Annotated in this window: 13 protein-coding genes and 1 pseudogene; 7 read left to right on the forward strand and 7 right to left on the reverse strand. The window is 69.6% G+C overall.

Features of this window, described 5'->3' with window-relative positions; translation table 11 throughout:
- Positions 1-40: 40 nt before the first annotated feature.
- The 5 genes from AOQ37_RS08270 to AOQ37_RS08290 form a co-directional block, all read right to left on the reverse strand.
- On the reverse strand, positions 41-1,510 hold the full coding sequence (locus AOQ37_RS08270; RefSeq protein WP_062642770.1) for an SCO6880 family protein: 1,470 nt from the start codon (positions 1,508-1,510) through the stop codon (positions 41-43).
- 103 nt (positions 1,511-1,613) lie between these two features.
- Positions 1,614-3,002, reverse strand: a complete 1,389-nt coding sequence (locus AOQ37_RS08275) for an SCO6881 family protein (protein ID WP_062642772.1) — start codon at positions 3,000-3,002, stop codon at positions 1,614-1,616.
- A gap of 31 nt (positions 3,003-3,033) precedes the next feature.
- The gene (locus tag AOQ37_RS08280; RefSeq protein WP_062642774.1) at positions 3,034-3,720 is read right to left on the reverse strand and encodes a hypothetical protein; all 687 of its coding nucleotides are present in this window, start codon (positions 3,718-3,720) and stop codon (positions 3,034-3,036) included.
- Positions 3,720-4,019 carry a DUF6112 family protein gene (locus AOQ37_RS08285; protein WP_062643557.1) on the reverse strand — a complete coding sequence of 100 codons (300 nt, stop codon included), beginning with the start codon at positions 4,017-4,019 and terminating at the stop codon, positions 3,720-3,722. Before AOQ37_RS08285 ends, AOQ37_RS08280 begins: the two co-directional genes overlap by 1 nt.
- Before the next feature lie 84 nt (positions 4,020-4,103).
- The gene (locus AOQ37_RS08290) at positions 4,104-5,246 is read right to left on the reverse strand and encodes a C40 family peptidase (RefSeq protein WP_062642776.1); all 1,143 of its coding nucleotides are present in this window, start codon (positions 5,244-5,246) and stop codon (positions 4,104-4,106) included.
- A 630-nt stretch (positions 5,247-5,876) separates the two neighbouring features.
- Here AOQ37_RS08290 and AOQ37_RS08295 point away from each other — a divergent pair.
- On the forward strand, positions 5,877-6,626 hold the full coding sequence (locus AOQ37_RS08295) for a DNA-methyltransferase (RefSeq protein ID WP_062642777.1): 750 nt from the start codon (positions 5,877-5,879) through the stop codon (positions 6,624-6,626).
- A 95-nt stretch (positions 6,627-6,721) separates the two neighbouring features.
- Here the strand turns inward: AOQ37_RS08295 and AOQ37_RS08300 are convergent, their stop codons facing one another.
- Together AOQ37_RS08300 and AOQ37_RS08305 are read right to left on the reverse strand one after the other, a co-directional pair.
- On the reverse strand, positions 6,722-7,669 hold the full coding sequence (locus tag AOQ37_RS08300) for a DUF5655 domain-containing protein (RefSeq protein ID WP_306305209.1): 948 nt from the start codon (positions 7,667-7,669) through the stop codon (positions 6,722-6,724).
- Between the two features lie 599 nt (positions 7,670-8,268).
- On the reverse strand, positions 8,269-9,837 hold the full coding sequence (locus AOQ37_RS08305; protein ID WP_062642780.1) for a recombinase family protein: 1,569 nt from the start codon (positions 9,835-9,837) through the stop codon (positions 8,269-8,271).
- 147 nt (positions 9,838-9,984) lie between these two features.
- On the opposite strand from AOQ37_RS08305, the pseudogene AOQ37_RS08310 reads away from it, so the two are divergent.
- The 6 genes and pseudogenes from AOQ37_RS08310 to AOQ37_RS08335 all read left to right on the forward strand — a co-directional run.
- Positions 9,985-10,368, forward strand: a pseudogene (locus AOQ37_RS08310) (MBL fold metallo-hydrolase); the annotation flags it as partial.
- Positions 10,369-10,678: 310 nt separating this feature from the next.
- Entirely contained in the window at positions 10,679-12,976 is a 2,298-nt protein-coding gene (locus AOQ37_RS08315) for a sensor histidine kinase (protein ID WP_062642783.1), read from the forward strand.
- 63 nt (positions 12,977-13,039) lie between these two features.
- Entirely contained in the window at positions 13,040-13,474 is a 435-nt protein-coding gene (locus AOQ37_RS08320; RefSeq protein ID WP_062642785.1) for a roadblock/LC7 domain-containing protein, read from the forward strand.
- A gap of 2 nt (positions 13,475-13,476) precedes the next feature.
- Entirely contained in the window at positions 13,477-13,848 is a 372-nt protein-coding gene (locus AOQ37_RS08325) for a DUF742 domain-containing protein (RefSeq protein ID WP_062642786.1), read from the forward strand.
- Complete coding sequence (locus AOQ37_RS08330) at positions 13,826-14,458, forward strand: GTP-binding protein (protein ID WP_062642788.1); 633 nt, start codon at positions 13,826-13,828, stop codon at positions 14,456-14,458. The genes AOQ37_RS08325 and AOQ37_RS08330 overlap by 23 nt, the downstream gene beginning before the upstream one ends.
- A 61-nt stretch (positions 14,459-14,519) precedes the next feature.
- A complete protein-coding gene (locus tag AOQ37_RS08335; protein ID WP_062642791.1) occupies positions 14,520-15,092 on the forward strand; it encodes a GAF domain-containing protein in 573 nt (190 codons plus the stop codon).
- Positions 15,093-15,099 lie beyond the last annotated feature (7 nt).

The following is a 15,099-nucleotide window of genomic DNA, read 5'->3' on the forward strand; positions in this document are numbered from 1 at the left end:
GGTGCCCTTCGGTAGAGCGCGAGAGGGTGGTGCGGGTGCGCTACGGGCGGGCGAGGGGCAGGGCGGCGTTGGTGAAGGCCTCGGCCTGCTGCCAGGTCAGGAGGCGCAGGTCGACGAGGGCGGCGACGGCGGCCGTCTCGATCGCCGCGCAGGCGGCGTTGAGTTGCTCGTCGGTGTCGGCGCTGACGGTGAGCAGGCCGGTGAGGGCGACGTCGGCGTGTCCGGCGATCAGCTGGCGCTCGCGCTGCTTGATGTCGGCGTACTCGACCGAGTCCTCCTCGGAGTCGACCTGCCCCTTGCGCTGCCGCTCGGCGGCGTCCGCGATCACGGTGGCCTTGCGGCGCTGGACGTCCTTGAGCGCGGAGTCCAGCCCCTTGGGCTCGTAGGTCAGCGAGAGCGTGCGGCGCACGCCGGAGGTGAACAGGAGCTGGTGCAGGAAGCCGGGTGAGGTTTCGATGCGGGGCCAGTTCTCGATCCAGAACGTGGCGTGGTGGGCCGAGTCGGTCTGGATCCGGTCGGCCTTCTCGATCAGGACGACGGGGCCGGCGGCAGCGGGCTCGGCCTGCGCGCGGCCCGAGGAGGACCACTGGTCCAGGGCGGCCGATGCCTTCGGGTCGTACGCGGTACGGATCACGGCGGCGATCTCGGCGGCGTCCAGCCAGCCGCTGGGGGTGAGACCGGAGTTGCGGGCGGCCTGGTCGAAGGTGGCGGTGAGCTGGGCCAGGACTGTGAAGCCGCCGGTGAGCCCGCCGCCGGCCTGGTTGATCAGGCGGCGGGCCTCTTTGAGATCGAGGGCGAGCGCGACGTACGCCTCGTGCGGGGCGGCGGCGGGGCCGGCGGCGGCCAGCAGGTCGTTGTAGATGGGCCCGGCGAGGTGGGTCGCCTCGTTGCCGTGCTCGTGCCAGTAGCGGTTGAGCGCGTCGCCGGAGTCGGGCACCGTGCGCTCCAGGACCTGGACCCGGGCGATGTGCCCGGTGCGCGCCAGGGCCGCCAGTGTGCGCCCCCAGCCTGCGACGTTGCTGGACTGGGTGGCCGGGTCGAGCAGGGCGAAGGCACGCGAGGAGACCTTCACGACAGCGGTGAGGGTGCCGTGGTGGGGATCGTGCACCGCGCCGAATCGGCCATGCGGGGAGGTGACCACCCGAAGGGACGCCGCGGTGCCCGGGAGATGGAGCAGGCCCTCGCGGCGCGGCCGGGTGGACGGCCGGGCCAGCCAGACCAGCTGACCCCGGAAGCGGCGCAGTGCGTACCGCGTGGCGATGGGAGCCCAGTCGGCGAGGGAGCGTCCGAGATGGCGGATGAAGACCGCCGCCAGGATTACCGCCCACAGCGGTATGAGCTTGAGCGCGCCGGTGACGCCGGCGGTGAGCAGCACCGCGAGCAGCAGCAGCCCGGTGAGGGTGACGACGATCAGCTGAGGCGCGGACAGGCCGAGCAGCACGCCGCGCCGTGAGCGATGCGGGAACTTCACGGTGGCCGGGCCATCGGGCTGAGAGGTGTCGGAAAGCATGGCGAAGCCGTCCTTGGAACGTGGAGAGCGAGAAAGAGGAGGGGAGGAAACGGTGCGGGCGGCGCGGGAGGCGACCTGCGCAGCCCGCACCGTCAGGCGAGGGCTACGAGCCCGATCCACCCGGTGGCTGGGGGTAGACCCACCGCTGCGGCGTGGCACCGCCCTGCGGCGAAGGCCCGCTCACCGCGCCCGGCCCACTGCGCCGGGGTGCCGGCGGATCCAGGTGCGTGACCTGCGGCTGTGCCACTGCCGCGCCCTGGGGTGTCGGCCCGGAGGAGACCGGTGCCGCGTCGGCCGCTGTCCCCTGACCCGGGCGCTGGATCAGCGGCTGACCCTGGTCACCATCGGTGGGAGGCCGCCGGATCAGTGCCCGGCCCTTGTCGCCGGTGGCGTTGGGGTCCTCGCCGAAGCGGAAGTGGGTCTGCTTCGGCTGGTCGTCCCCGGCCGATCCGCCGGTCGGGTCGATGCCGGAGGCGACACCGTTCGAATCCTGGCCCGGGACCTTCGAGGGGCCCTGCGGAGCCCGCATGCCGGTGCCGGCCTGCATCGCGAGCTGACCCGCGGTCTTCGCCGCGCCGGCAGCCACCGCGAGTCCGGCGACGCTGGTACGGTGCAGGTCGTCCTGGCCGCCGCCGTCGGCCGCCCAGTGCACGAACTTGTACGTGGCGTAGGGGCACAGCATCACCAGGACCATGACGACGATGCCCGCCATGGCGTCGGACAGGGCGGAAAGCCCGTGGGAGGCGTCGCTCTTGCCCATGGCCGAGACACCCAGGAGGAACACGATCGTCATCAGCAGCTTGCTGACGATCAGGGTCGCGGTCGCCTCGATCCAGCCGCGCCGCCAGCGCTTGGCGACTTCCCAGCCACCGCCCGCGCCGGCGAAGACCGCCAGCGTCACCAGGACCAGGATGCCGACCTTGCGGGCGACCATCACGCCCCAGTAGAGGAACGCGCCGATGGCACACCCCAGGCCGACCATGGCGGGGATGGTCCAGCCCAACGCGTACATCGGGCCTAGGTTGTTGACCTCGATGACGCGGCGGATCGCATCGTCGACCGAGCTGTTCGCCGCCTTGAACAGCCCGGCGGACAATGCGTCGACCACGGTCAGCGCGACGGTCGTGCAGGCGATGGCGGCGAACGCGAAGAAGACACCCGCCACCGTCCCGGTCACCGCCTGCGCGAGAGCGCGTTCGTCACGGCGCCAGGCGGCACGCATCAGCTGCAGACAGAACGTGCCGACGGTCAGGATCAGACCGATGGGCAGCAGCAGCTCGTAATTGTCGCGGAACCACTCGGCGTTGAGATCGACGGCCGTGGTCTTGTCGACGGCCGTCGAGGCGAGGTCCGCGGCGGACTGGGCCAGCTCGCCCATCGACTTGGCGATCCAGGCACCGATACCATCGGTGATCGCCTCGCCGGTCGAACCGACGACGCCGCCCACGGTGTTGCACACCGTGTCCATCAGGGGAAGGTCACATGCCCCCATGAGGGCACCTCCTTACGGGGATTGGGGGCGATCAGGGCGCGACGCTCGGCAGCACGCCGACCAGGGCGCAGGCCTTCTCGGGGCGGCACTGGACGGCGAGCGTCGTGGAGCGGGACTCCGCTCCAGCCCCGGAGCCCTTCCAGGCGATGGACTGCTTGCCGGTGACCGTGACGGCGTAGACGTACGCCTCGGTGATCGCGCCGGGGTCCTGGGCCAGGGCGGTCTTGAACGCCTGCGGGAAGTGGCCCTCCCCGACCTTCGCGGTCGCGTGCTGGCGGTTGTCGTGCATCCGCGACCACAGCACCGGGCTGGGCACCTGGTCGGAGACGGACTCCCAGTCGGCGTACTTCTTCTCGCCGGTCATCCACCGCTTGAGCCTGGCGACGTGCTCGGCCCGGGAGAAGGAGCGGGTGTCGTACGTCCACAGGACCTTGGTGGCCGCCTTCGCGAACTCGATCGGATCGCTCGTCCGGGGCGGCGACGCAACGGCCTCACCCTTGCCGTCGGCCGCCTCCGGCGAAGCCGCCCGCGGCGTGGACTTCGCAGGCGGGGAGGGCTTCGCCGAGGCAGGGCTCTCCGTGCGCGTCAGATACGCGAGGAGCCCGGCGGCGGCCAGCAGCACGGCCAGAACCAGGCCGCCCATCAGGGCACGCCGCAGGACCGAGGACGGAGCCCCGTACGTGCGCTCCTGAGTGGTGAGGGAACGTTTCTTCGGCATCAGTGGACCTGCGTCCCCATCGCCGAGAAGAACGCGACGATGCCGTTGGCCGCGCCGAGCAGCAGCGCGCACCCGGCGGCGATGACCGTGCCCTTCTTCCCGTTCGCCTCGGCCTGGTGGCCGCCGCTGTGGTGACCCCAGGCCCAGACGATGGCGGAGATCGCCAGGGCGCCGACCACCGCGACGATCCCGAAGAGGTTGATCGAGGAGACGACGTTCTTCAGCACGTCGAGGCCGGGGAGACCGCCCTCCTTCGGCGTGATGCCGGGGTTGTACGCCAGATACTGGGCGTGCTGCATGAGCTTCACTTGGAACTCCAGTGCGAATGTGGGCGCGCGAGGGCCCGAGAGGAGATGGAGCGGGGGAGGGGGAGAAGAAGCCGGTCAAACGACTCGGCGGGCGGCGACGATGTCTGCGCGCCAGTCGGCGAGGGTCGAGATCTTGACCACGTCGCCGGTGTGCGGGGCCTGCAGGATCAGCCCCTGGCCGATGAACATCCCGACGTGTTCCGGCACCTTGGCCGTGCCGCGGGTAAACAGGAGGTCACCCGGCTTGAGAGCATCGACGCTGACCGCCTTGCCCTCCCTGACCTGCGTGTACGTCGTCCGGGAAAGCGAGACACCGCCGGCCTTGTACGACGCCTGCATCAAAGACGAGCAGTCGCACCGGCCCATCGGGTCCTGGCCGTGCGGAGCGGAACACGAACCGCCCCACTGATACGGCGTACCGAGCTGACCAAGACCCCAACGGATCGCCGTACGCACCGACTTGGACGCAGTCGCCGGGATCTTGTAGCCCTCGGGAACGGACCCTGCGGGAATCGCGCCGAACGAGGAGCCGTCCTCGCCGATGCCGCATTCGGTAGCCGCCGAGGAGCCCGTCTGCTCGACCTCGCTGCTCGTGTCGCTGCTCGTGCCGGAACTCCCGTTCTGGCCCAGCGACTTGGCGATGGCCTTCTGAAGTGCCGTGGCCAGCGGCTCCCACTTCGCGTACGCATCGGGGAAACCGCTCTTCTGGACCGCCTGCGCGGCCTGGGTGATGGTCATCGACTGCCAGCCCGAGACCTTGAGAAGGGACTCGTAGAACTTCGTCGAGGCGTGCACCGGATCACGAACCTCCGCGGCCGTACCCCAGCCCTGGCTGGGACGCTGCTGGAAGAGGCCGAGCGAATCCCGATCGCCGTAATCCAGATTCCGCAGCCGCGACTCCTGCAGTGCTGTGGCCAGGGCAACGATCTGCCCCCTCGCCGGCACCTTCATCGCGACGCCGGTGGCCTGGATCGTCGCGGCGTTCGGTATCTGCTTCTCGGGTTCGTCCAGCCCCGAAACGGACACGGACTTCTTCCCGTGCCCCTTGAGGATCGACTCCACTTGCTTCGCAACCGCCGCGCTGTCCACAGCCTGCGCACCGTCCGCGGAACATGAGGCCTGGGCGCTGCTGGAACCAGCGACAGCGACGGCGACCGGTGCGATCAACAACGTCGGGCCGAGCGCCACGGCCCCCGCTATGGCAACGACCTTCTTCACGGGCGCTGCCCGAACGCCGAACGGCAGGACAGGGAATCTGGCCCCGGGGAGGGGCGCGCCTGGGCATGCTGCATCGACAGCTCCTTACTCGTAGGCAGCGCGGCGCAGGCGTTCTCGTCGAAAAGGCCACCGGCACCGCGCCGGATATGAATTCGCAATACCTGGGGGAGGCAGGGAAACCAGGGCCGGGAGCTGCTAACTCCCGGCCTCTGGACCCTTACTGGAAAGCGGCAATCAGCCGCGCTCGTAATCTCACTCGCCACATGGGGAGTCCCCTTCGCCGATTAGGAAGCCAGCCGGTGGGGTGTCAGAAACGCTGTCCCTTGGACGGAAGGGCACGCATCGACACAGCTGAGCAGGGGCGGAATCAGGTCCCGCCCTGCGAACACGGCGAGACTGTAGGGACGAAATCTGGCCGCACCAAACGGCCTGTGCCTCGGGCGGTTTCAGGGAGCTGAGCCGAGATCTACCTCATTGGGTGCGGCCGGAATTCGGCGTTAACCTCCAGCGCATTGCTCGCCACGGCTGCTGCTTTCGCAGTTCCGCGGAGCGACCGACGCCGGCGTGCGCAGCCCTCCGCGTGCGGAGAAACAGGCGCACGACCGCCTCCCTGAAAGAGAGAACCGCGCAATGCCATACACCCTGCACCGAGGCGACGCGCTGACCGCCCTTGCTGGCATCCCCGACAACAGCGTCGATGCCGTGATCACCGACCCGCCTTACAACAGCGGGGGCCGAACGAGCAGCGAGCGCACTGGCCGCTCTGCGCGCGCGAAGTACACCTCGGCCGACGCCGAGCACGACCTCGCCAACTTCCCCGGAGAGAACCGAGACCAGCGCTCGTACGGCTTCTGGCTCACCCTCCTGCTCACCGAGTCCTATCGCGCGACCGTCGAGTCCGGCACCGCGCTCGTCTTCACCGACTGGCGGCAGTTGCCGACGACAACGGACGCGATGCAGGCCGCCGGGTGGACCTGGCGAGGGATCGCGTCGTGGCACAAGCCGGTCTCTCGGCCGCAGAAGGGCCGACTCAAGCAGTCGTGCGAGTACATCGTGTGGGGGACCAAGGGGCCGGTCGATGCCAACCGGAACCCCGTCTACCTGCCCGGCCTCTACACAGCTAGCCAGCCGAGGAAGGGCCGCGTGCACATCACGCAGAAGCCCGTGGAAGTGATGCAGGAACTGGTGAAGATCTGCCCGCCGGGCGGAACGGTCCTTGACCCCTTCACCGGCTCCGGCACGACCGGCGTCGCCGCCTTGCGTGAAGGCCGCCAGTTCATAGGCGTCGAACTCTCCGCTCACTACGCCGACATCGCAGAAGCTCGCCTCCACAACGCCTTGACGCAAGACGACTTCGAACTCGCCGGACCTGAGGAGTGAGAGCCAGTAGGTCCTGTCAGCAAGGTCAGTACACAAGAAAGGGCGGTTGCGGTCACCCGGTTCGGGACCGCAACCGCCCTTGAGCACAAGGCGGATCAGGAGGTCTCGATACACCGCCAGAACAGACCACTCGCCCGGTCGAGATCCTCAAGCGTTCCAATCCGCACCTCGACGCCGTCCCGGATTCCGAGGCACCCCAGCCCGCGGACATCCCTTGAGAAGCCATCCTTCAACTCCACCGTGTCGGGGTCCAGCTTCAGGTTGACTACGAGAACCCGGTTGCGAGGCTGAACACGCACTGTGGCGACATTCTTGATCCGCCGGTACGCGATGTAGTGGAGCTGGGCCTCCCTCTGCACGTCACCGTAGGAGAGGAGGACCTCGTCGAGATCCGCATACAGGTTCTGTAGGCCTTGCGGGGATTCGGCGAGGTACTGCTGCACCGACTTTGCGGAGCCCGGTGCAGCGGAGCGAGGCATGGAGGCTCTTCCCCGAGAGGGAGGAGTAGCGCCAGCGACCGATGCGACGAGCTGGAGAGTGAGCACATCGTCGAACACGCGGTAGCCCACCAGGTCGATCCGGCGGCCGATCATCTCAACGGCGACGGTGTCGTGGTGCGTGAACGACCCGGCGATGCACACGATTCGGGGATTGTTCCAGTCGATCTCCTTGGCCGCCCTGGCGTCGTGTTTCTCCCTGACCAGGCTCTCGAATTCGTGGTGGTGATCGTGCAGCCACGACAGGTACGAGAGGGCTTGGGTGACGACGTTCTGGTCGCGCGAGCGCTTGTACTCCACGATCACTGGCGTCCCGCTCTCATCCAGACCGAGCGAGTCGATCCGACCCCGGTGACGACCGGTGCGGTACTCGGTTGCCAGGAAGCGGATGCCAAGCATCGCCTCCATGTTGGCCTCGATGAGCGTCTGCAACTCGCGCTCCACGCCCACGGACGCTCCGGGTATCTCGGTGGCCTGTCCGCCCTTCACCCTGAAGACCTTCAGGTTATTCACGTGTCTCCCTGACTCCACCTCGATCGCTGTCAACGAACAATCCAGGCCAGGAGGCATTTATTCCGGCGGAAGAAGTGGTCCCACCCTGTTGAATCCACCGACGGGGTGGCCGGCTGGGAACTTGCTGATGGCCCGCAGCGGTCGGATGCGACCGCTGGCCATGGTGAACCGGGGTGATGGCGCCGTTCGCTCACCGCGCCCTGCTGCCGACAGCAGCCTGCGCTCCCATTGGCCGAACGCCGTCGGAGCGGGGCGAGCGAGGGCGATTCCACCTTCGTCAGGGGGCGCAACATAGTCGAGGATCCCTGCCTCACCAAACCGGGGATTTTCAGGACCGTGGATGCCGTTCGCGTCGCCTTTCACGGGCAGCGCGGAACTGTCCATGTTCCTTGTGCTGCTCAGTGGAGCAGTGGCTGACCCGAGGGGTTCCGAGAGTGAGCGACAGGCCTTTGAAGGTGTATGTCTACCGGACGGGAAAGAATGGTGAGCGGCAGCTTGTGACTGTCGTTGTGTACTGATCGGAGACATCCTGATCAACGGGATGGACGCTTTTCACCGAGAGCCTGCCTGCCCGCCCGCTGAGGCAGGCCCCCGGTGCTTCGGTCGAAGTTGGCGTGCGCCAGATTGCGTCGCTACAACTTCTTCTTGAAGTAGTCGTCCTTCACGACCAACCGTTGCTTCACGTCGTCAGGGATCAGCAGGTCGCAGTGGTCCGAATGAACCAGGAACGTGATGCCGCCCCGTAGCAGGTCCTTCTCCATCTGGTCCGTGCCCATTTTGGTCCAGTGCTCGCGGTAGGTCACACCCATGGAGCGGTAGTGCCAACGATCCTGGGTACTCTCCGGATCGATGGTTTGCAGCTCCGCGCCCAGCTTCTGAAGGGCTTCCTCGGCCTGCTTCTGGATGAAGCCGCCAACGGCGAAGGCGCCGCCAGGCGCAAGGCCGTCCATATAGTGCTTGATTGATGCCTGTAGTTCCGTGACTCGGGCGAGGCTCTCAGCACCACGGGCGTACTCGCGGTGGATCACCTCGTAGTTGCCCAGCTGATCAAGCACCGTAGCGGCGAGCGCGCCGTACATTTCGTCAGGATCGAAGACCGGAGCGCCGCAAGGCTCCCTTGTGTACGACGAGCAGCGCAGCCTGGGATAGACGCGAGTTGACCCGTCCTTCCGTGCCTTCTTCGAGATGTGCTTGTACATGTTGGAGCCGCAGCTGCCGCACAGAATCACGCCCAGGAAGAGTGACAGCCTCTTTCCCTTGCTGTCCTTGCGCCCGTGCTTGGCGTTCCGCTTGAGGCGGTCCTGAAGCTGATCAAACTCATCGTCCGTGAAGATCGGCGGGGCGAGCCTGATCGGCTGGCCATCCGAGCCGTAGACGATGCGCGAGACCTCCTTGCTCTTGGCCTTGGGGGGCCGAATCACTCGCACACCCTTGAGGGCTGGATTCGTGAGGATCGAGGTGAGGTTCTTCGCGTACCACTTTCCGCCGTTGGGCGAGGAGATGCCCGCGCGGTTCACTATCTGCGTGATCTTGTACATGGATCGACCGCGCATGAGCATGTCGAAGATCCATCGCAGCACCCTCTTGCGAAAGGGGTGGGCGACGAGCTTCCGGCCGTCCGGTCCCTCCTCTGTGGTGTAACCGTAGACCGGCTTGCCGATCACCCACCGATCCGTAGTGCGCGCGTACTTCCACAGCGACTCCAGGCGGATGCCGGTGTTGGCGGCCTCGATGCGCGCCATGCCGGCGATCATCGTGACCATCATTTCGCCATAGGCGCTGTCGAGGTCGATCGGGTCCTTGTCCGCTGCCAGGATCTTGTCGTACTCCTTGCACCATTCGATCATCAGGTGCAGATCGGAGATGCGTCGGACGAAGCGGTCCAGCTTCCAGAAGAGAATCTGGTCGAACTCGGGAGCGCGGTTGTTGATCCAGTCGCCGAGTTCGGGGCGCTTCCACGGCGGAACCTTGGTTGCGGATACGTTCAGATCCCGGGCGACGCCGATTACGCGGCAGCCACGCATGAGGGCGAATCGGCGAAGATCCAGCTCTTGCCGTGCCGGAGATGTTGTCTCGTCCGTGAGAACCGATAGGCGGATGGAGAGAAGGGCGCGTGGAGCGTCGGCAGGGAGGAGCGACTCCCGCTGCCGCAGATCTTCCAGTTCCCGCAGCTCCGCTGCGGACCACTCGACGTCATGCACTGGCCAATCCTATCAATCGGGAAAATAGGGGTGGCTATGGGCGAGATGCTTCTATGTGACGTTATGTGACCGGTGTAATACACATGGATGTAGGTCCACATCCACACGCAGGACACACCCGCCTGGCGTCTACAGTCCGAGTGGCTCTGGCCCGACATCCACATGACCCCGGAGGAGGGCATGCGCGCCCACCTGGACCTCCAGGGCGGTCCGGGCGGAGTGATGCTGCCGATCCACTGGGGCACCTTCAACCTCGCCACCCACGCGTGGACCGACCCCGGCGAGGGCACCCTGGCCGCCGCGCGGGCCGTCGGGGCGCGGGCCGCGCTGCCCCGGCCCGGCGAGCCCTTCGAGCCCGGCGCCGAGGCGGTCCCGGGCGAGCCGTGGTGGCGCGAGGTGGCCCTCGCTCCGGCCGCCGGCTGGCAGCCTCTGATCGCCACGGTAACCAAGGCCAAAGCCGATACCGAGAGTGACGGAAGTCGGGGTGTCGTCGAGGGTGGAGGCGCGCCGGAGGCGGTCCCGGCGGGCTGACCGGAGGGCGGGACGTTCGACTGTGCGGGCCGGGGAGCGAAAAGCTCCCCGGCCCGCACAGTCGTTTCCGGATCACCTCTGACCAGGTCTGATCGGCTTCTTTTCGGGTTGCGTCCGGGGAGGTGCGGCTTTATCGGTCTGTCGTGCGAAGCCTCATACCAGAGCGGGACGCTCGCTGGGTGACTTTGTCAACTGCCCACCGCACCTGACACGTTGCCGACTACTGTGAGTGGCCGTCGGGCGACACCGGGCCGAAATCTTGGCTCTCCCGACCGACAGCCAGGCTCGACGGACCAGTACGAGGACACCGATGTCTCACCTCCGCGCACCCGCCGCACGCGCCGACCGCCGTGAGGGCGGGCGGCACGGGCGGCCGGTCGCCCGCCCCGCACCGGCGTCGGCCGAGACACACATACGGCCCCAGCTGCTGCGACTCGCCGTGCTCCCGCCGACCGCGGTCGCCCTCAGCGCCTGCGCGGTCGTCCTGTTCACCGTGCGCTCCACCGGAGTCCGGCCCGGTGTGACCCTGTGGGCGGTCCTGGCCGGTGCCGTCGCGGTGACCGGCGCCGGCATCGTGATCGCCGCCGTGGCCGCGGACCGCGCCGCCCGCTCGGTCAGCGACCGCGTCGCGGCCCTGCGCCGGGGCAGCGCGCGCGGTGAGGCCGAGCTGCGTGCCGTCGTCGAGGCGCTGCGGCGCGGCGAGGTCCCGCCCCGGCGTACCTCGCGCGGCGGACCGCCCGGCGACGCCGACGACTTCGAGCTGCTCGCCGCCGATCTGGCGCGGGCCCACGAGGGGGCCGTCACCGCCGTCGTCCAGGCCGCGCAGCTCTCCAGCCAGGCCGGCAGCGAGCAGAAGCTGGAGGTCTTCGTCAATCTCGCGCGGCGCCTTCAGTCCCTGGTGCACCGCGAGATCTCGATCCTCGACGAGCTGGAGAACGCGATCGAGGACCCCGACCTCCTCAAGGGCCTCTTCCATGTCGACCACCTCGCCACCCGCATCCGGCGGCACGCCGAGAACCTCGCCGTGCTCGGCGGGGCCGTCTCCCGGCGGCAGTGGAGCAACCCGGTCTCCATGACCGAGGTGCTGCGCTCCGCCATCGCCGAGGTCGAGCAGTACGCGCGGGTCAAGCTCGTCCCGCCCATCGACGGCGAACTGCGCGGTCACGCCGTCGCCGACGTCATCCACCTGCTCGCCGAACTCGTGGAGAACGCCACGGTGTTCTCCGCCCCGCACACCCAGGTGCTGCTGCGCGCCAACCTCGTCACCTCCGGGCTCGCCGTCGAGGTCGAGGACCGCGGCCTCGGCATGCCCGTCGAGGAGCAGAGCAGGATGAACGCCCTCCTCGCCGACCCCGACCAGGTCAATGTCGGCCGGCTGCTCGCCGACGGCCGCATCGGCCTGTTCGTGGTCTCCCAGCTCGCCCGGCGGCACGGCATCCGGGTCCGGCTCCAGAGCAACATCTACGGCGGCGTGCAGGCCGTCCTCGTGGTGCCGCAGGCGCTGCTGGGCTCCGCGCCCGGACTCCCCGGGGCGCAATCGCGAGGACCGGACACCGACGGCGCGGGCCTGCCCCTCGCGCCCGCCGCACCCCCCGCCCCGGCCGGCCCGGTACGGCCGCCCCTGCCGCCCGCCCCGCGGCACACCGCCGGGGCGGGCCTGCCGACGGGCTTCGCGCACCCGCAGGACGCATCGGAGGCGGGCGGCTCCCCGGTACGGTCCCCGGGACGGGACACCGACGGCGCCGGGCGGTCGTTCGGCCAGGCGCAGGCGCAGGCGCAGGCGCAGGCGCAGGGAGGTGCCGGGTCCCCCGGAACGTCGGGCGGCTCCCCGGAAGCACGGGGCCTCCCGGGCACGGGCCGGACCCCGTCCCCGTCCATGTCCCCGGCCCCGCCTCCGTCCAGGCCCCCGGCCCCGTCTCCCTCCCCGGCGCGGGACACGCCCGGCTCCGGGGCGCCGGTGGCCACCCCGTCCGCCCAGGGCCGCCCGAGCCGCTCCGGTCCCGCCCACGCCGCCGGGCAGGCCCCGCAGCGGCCGGGCGCGCCCGCGCCCCTGCCCGTCCGAGGCGCCCGTGCGGCCCGGCCCACCCCGGCCGAGGCCGTGCCCGGCATCAGGCCCGGCGACCGGCCCGTCGTCGAGGAGCACGCGGGCATCGCGCCCACCCCGCGCGTCGGCACGGTGCGCGGCACCATGGGCAAGCCCCAACTGCCCCGCCGCCGCGCCCAGGAGCACATCGTGCCCCAGCTGCGCGGCGGCCCGGCCCCGCGCCATGACTCCGAGCAGCCAGCCGGCCACGACCCCGGCCTGATGGCGGCCTTCCAGCGCGGCGTCGGCCTGGCCGAGGCCCAGCAGAGCATCGAGGCGGACGCCCTGAACCCGGCGGCCGCCGGTGGTGACACCCCGGGCGAGGGCGCCGAGGGAGGCCGGCTCGTGCCGCTCCCCACCGGCGCCGACGCCGAGGCACGACCCCCGCATCCGTCCCGCATACCGCAGGCACGGCCCGCGCCCGCCGCCGTACCGCCCGAGGCGTACGGCGCGCGGGACGGGCAGGACCTGCCCGGTCCCGAACGATCCACCGCCCGGCACGACGGGAGCGCACCCGCCGGATGAGCACGGTCACCCCCACCCCCAGCGCTCCCGCAGACCTTCGTACCCCCAAGGAGTCGATCCACCATGGCGAGCGACGCGCCGACCGGCCAGGTATCCGATCTCGACTGGCTGATGAGCGGCCTCGTGCAGCGCGTACCGCACACCCTGAGCGCGGTGCTGCTCTCCTGCGACGGGCTGGTGAAGTCGGTCCACGGCCTGGACCCCGACAGCGCCGACCACATGGCCGCCCTCGCCTCCGGTCTGTACTCCCTCGGCCGGAGCGCCGGCGTCCGGTTCGGTGACGGCGGGGACGTGCGGCAGGTCGTCGTCGAACTCGACTCGACCCTGCTGTTCGTCACCACCGCCGGCTCCGGCGCCTGTCTCGCGGTGCTCGCCGGCCGGGAGGCCGACGCGGCCGTGCTCGGCTACGAGATGTCGATGCTGGTCAAGAGCGTCCGGCCGTATCTCATGACCGCGCCCCGGCAGCACGCCGTCGAACCGTCGGTGATGGGGCCTTGAGCGTGGCGGCGGCCGGCGACGGTCCCTGGCTCGACGACGCGGCCGGGCGGCTGGTGCGCCCGTTCACGGTCAGCGGCGGCCGGACCAGGCCCAGCGTCGCCCTGGACCTGATGTCGCAGGTGATGGCCACCGGGGCGACCCCGCTCGGCTACCTCGGTCCCGAACACGCGACCGCGCTCCACCTGACCCGCGCTCCCGTCTCGGTGGCCGAGATCGCGGCCCATCTGAAGCTGCCGGCCGCGGTCACCAAGGTGCTGCTGTCGGACCTCCTCGACTGCGGGGCGCTGACCACCAAGCCCCCCGAGTTCCACCACAACCCCACCGACCGGGCCCTACTGGAGGCAGTGCTCGATGGACTACGACGACAGCTCTGAGTACGGCGCCCCCGACGGCGGCGGCTCGGATCCCTTTCCCACGGCGCTGAAGATCCTGGTCGCGGGCGGTTTCGGGGTCGGCAAGACGACCTTCGTCGGTGCCGTGAGCGAGATCGCGCCGCTCAGCACCGAGGAACTGCTCACCACGGTCAGTGCCGCGACCGACAACCTCGACGGCATCGAGAACAAGGTCGAGACGACCGTCGCCATGGACTTCGGCCGCATCACCCTCGATCCGAACCACGTCCTCTACCTGTTCGGCACACCCGGCCAGGAACGGTTCTGGTTCATGTGGGACGAACTGTCCGAGGGCGCCCTCGGCGCGGTCATCCTCGCCGACACCCGCCGCCTCGAGGAGTGCTTCGCGGCCGTCGACTTCTTCGAGGAACGCGGCCTCGCCTTCATCATCGCGATCAACGAGTTCGACGGCTCCCACCGCTACAAGCCCGAGGAGGTGCGCGCCGCCATCGACCTCGCCCCGGACGTCCCCGTCGTGCGCTGCGACGCCCGGATCTCCGCGTCCGGTGTCCAGACCCTGCTCACCCTCGTCAAACACCTCATCGCCCACGCACCGGCCGCACCCCAGCCGAGCCGCGGCGCCCACATGTGATCCCCGCAACCGACGCCCCGGAGCCGCATATGACGTACGTCCACAGCGACGGAACCCGGTCATGAGCTACGACCCGCCGCGTCCGGCCGGTCGTCTGCTGCTCACCCCGGAGGACAGGGAAGCTCCCGCCCGTGCCCGCAGGCTGCGCCGACTCGGCCTCGGGGCACAGCCGGAGCCCGCCCTGGACGCCTTCGCGGACCGCCTGGCCGAGGTGGCCTCGGCGCCGTACGCCATGGTCAACTTCCTCGACGAGGAACGGCAGTTCTTCGCCGGGCTGCACACCCCCGAGGGCGGCCGGGCCGCGCGCGGCGGCAAGCCCGAGGTGGGTCGCCGGCTGCCCCGCGACTACGGCTACTGTCCGCACGTCGTCGCGCGGCGCAAGGCGCTCGTGCTGGAGGACGTGGGGGACTACCCGCGCTTCGCGGGCAACCCCGTCGTCGACGAGTACGGCATCCGTTCCTACCTGGGCGCCCCGCTCATCGACACGAGCGGCATGGTGCTGGGCACCGTGTGCGTCGCCGACCTCACGCCCCGGCCCTGGGGGAAGGCCGGCCTGGAGACCATCAAGTCGACGGCCGCCGAGCTCGCCGGTCACCTTCAGCGACGGGAGACCGACGGGTTCCCGGCGCCGTGAGGCACGC

The organism is Streptomyces maremycinicus (genome assembly GCF_001184025.1).
In the GTDB taxonomy this organism is placed as follows: domain Bacteria; phylum Actinomycetota; class Actinomycetes; order Streptomycetales; family Streptomycetaceae; genus Streptomyces; species Streptomyces maremycinicus.

What these genes read in the sequence shown, in the direction of transcription:
- AOQ37_RS08270 (WP_062642770.1), bottom strand. Translation starts at nt 1,510, where the DNA reads ATGCTTTCCGACACCTCTCAGCCCGATGGCCCGGCCACCGTGAAGTTC.
- AOQ37_RS08275 (WP_062642772.1), bottom strand. Translation starts at nt 3,002, where the DNA reads ATGGGGGCATGTGACCTTCCCCTGATGGACACGGTGTGCAACACCGTG.
- AOQ37_RS08280 (WP_062642774.1), bottom strand. Translation starts at nt 3,720, where the DNA reads ATGCCGAAGAAACGTTCCCTCACCACTCAGGAGCGCACGTACGGGGCT.
- AOQ37_RS08285 (WP_062643557.1), bottom strand. Translation starts at nt 4,019, where the DNA reads ATGCAGCACGCCCAGTATCTGGCGTACAACCCCGGCATCACGCCGAAG.
- AOQ37_RS08295 (WP_062642777.1), top strand. Translation starts at nt 5,877, where the DNA reads ATGCCATACACCCTGCACCGAGGCGACGCGCTGACCGCCCTTGCTGGC.
- AOQ37_RS08315 (WP_062642783.1), top strand. Translation starts at nt 10,679, where the DNA reads ATGTCTCACCTCCGCGCACCCGCCGCACGCGCCGACCGCCGTGAGGGC.
- AOQ37_RS08320 (WP_062642785.1), top strand. Translation starts at nt 13,040, where the DNA reads ATGGCGAGCGACGCGCCGACCGGCCAGGTATCCGATCTCGACTGGCTG.
- AOQ37_RS08330 (WP_062642788.1), top strand. Translation starts at nt 13,826, where the DNA reads ATGGACTACGACGACAGCTCTGAGTACGGCGCCCCCGACGGCGGCGGC.
- AOQ37_RS08335 (WP_062642791.1), top strand. Translation starts at nt 14,520, where the DNA reads ATGAGCTACGACCCGCCGCGTCCGGCCGGTCGTCTGCTGCTCACCCCG.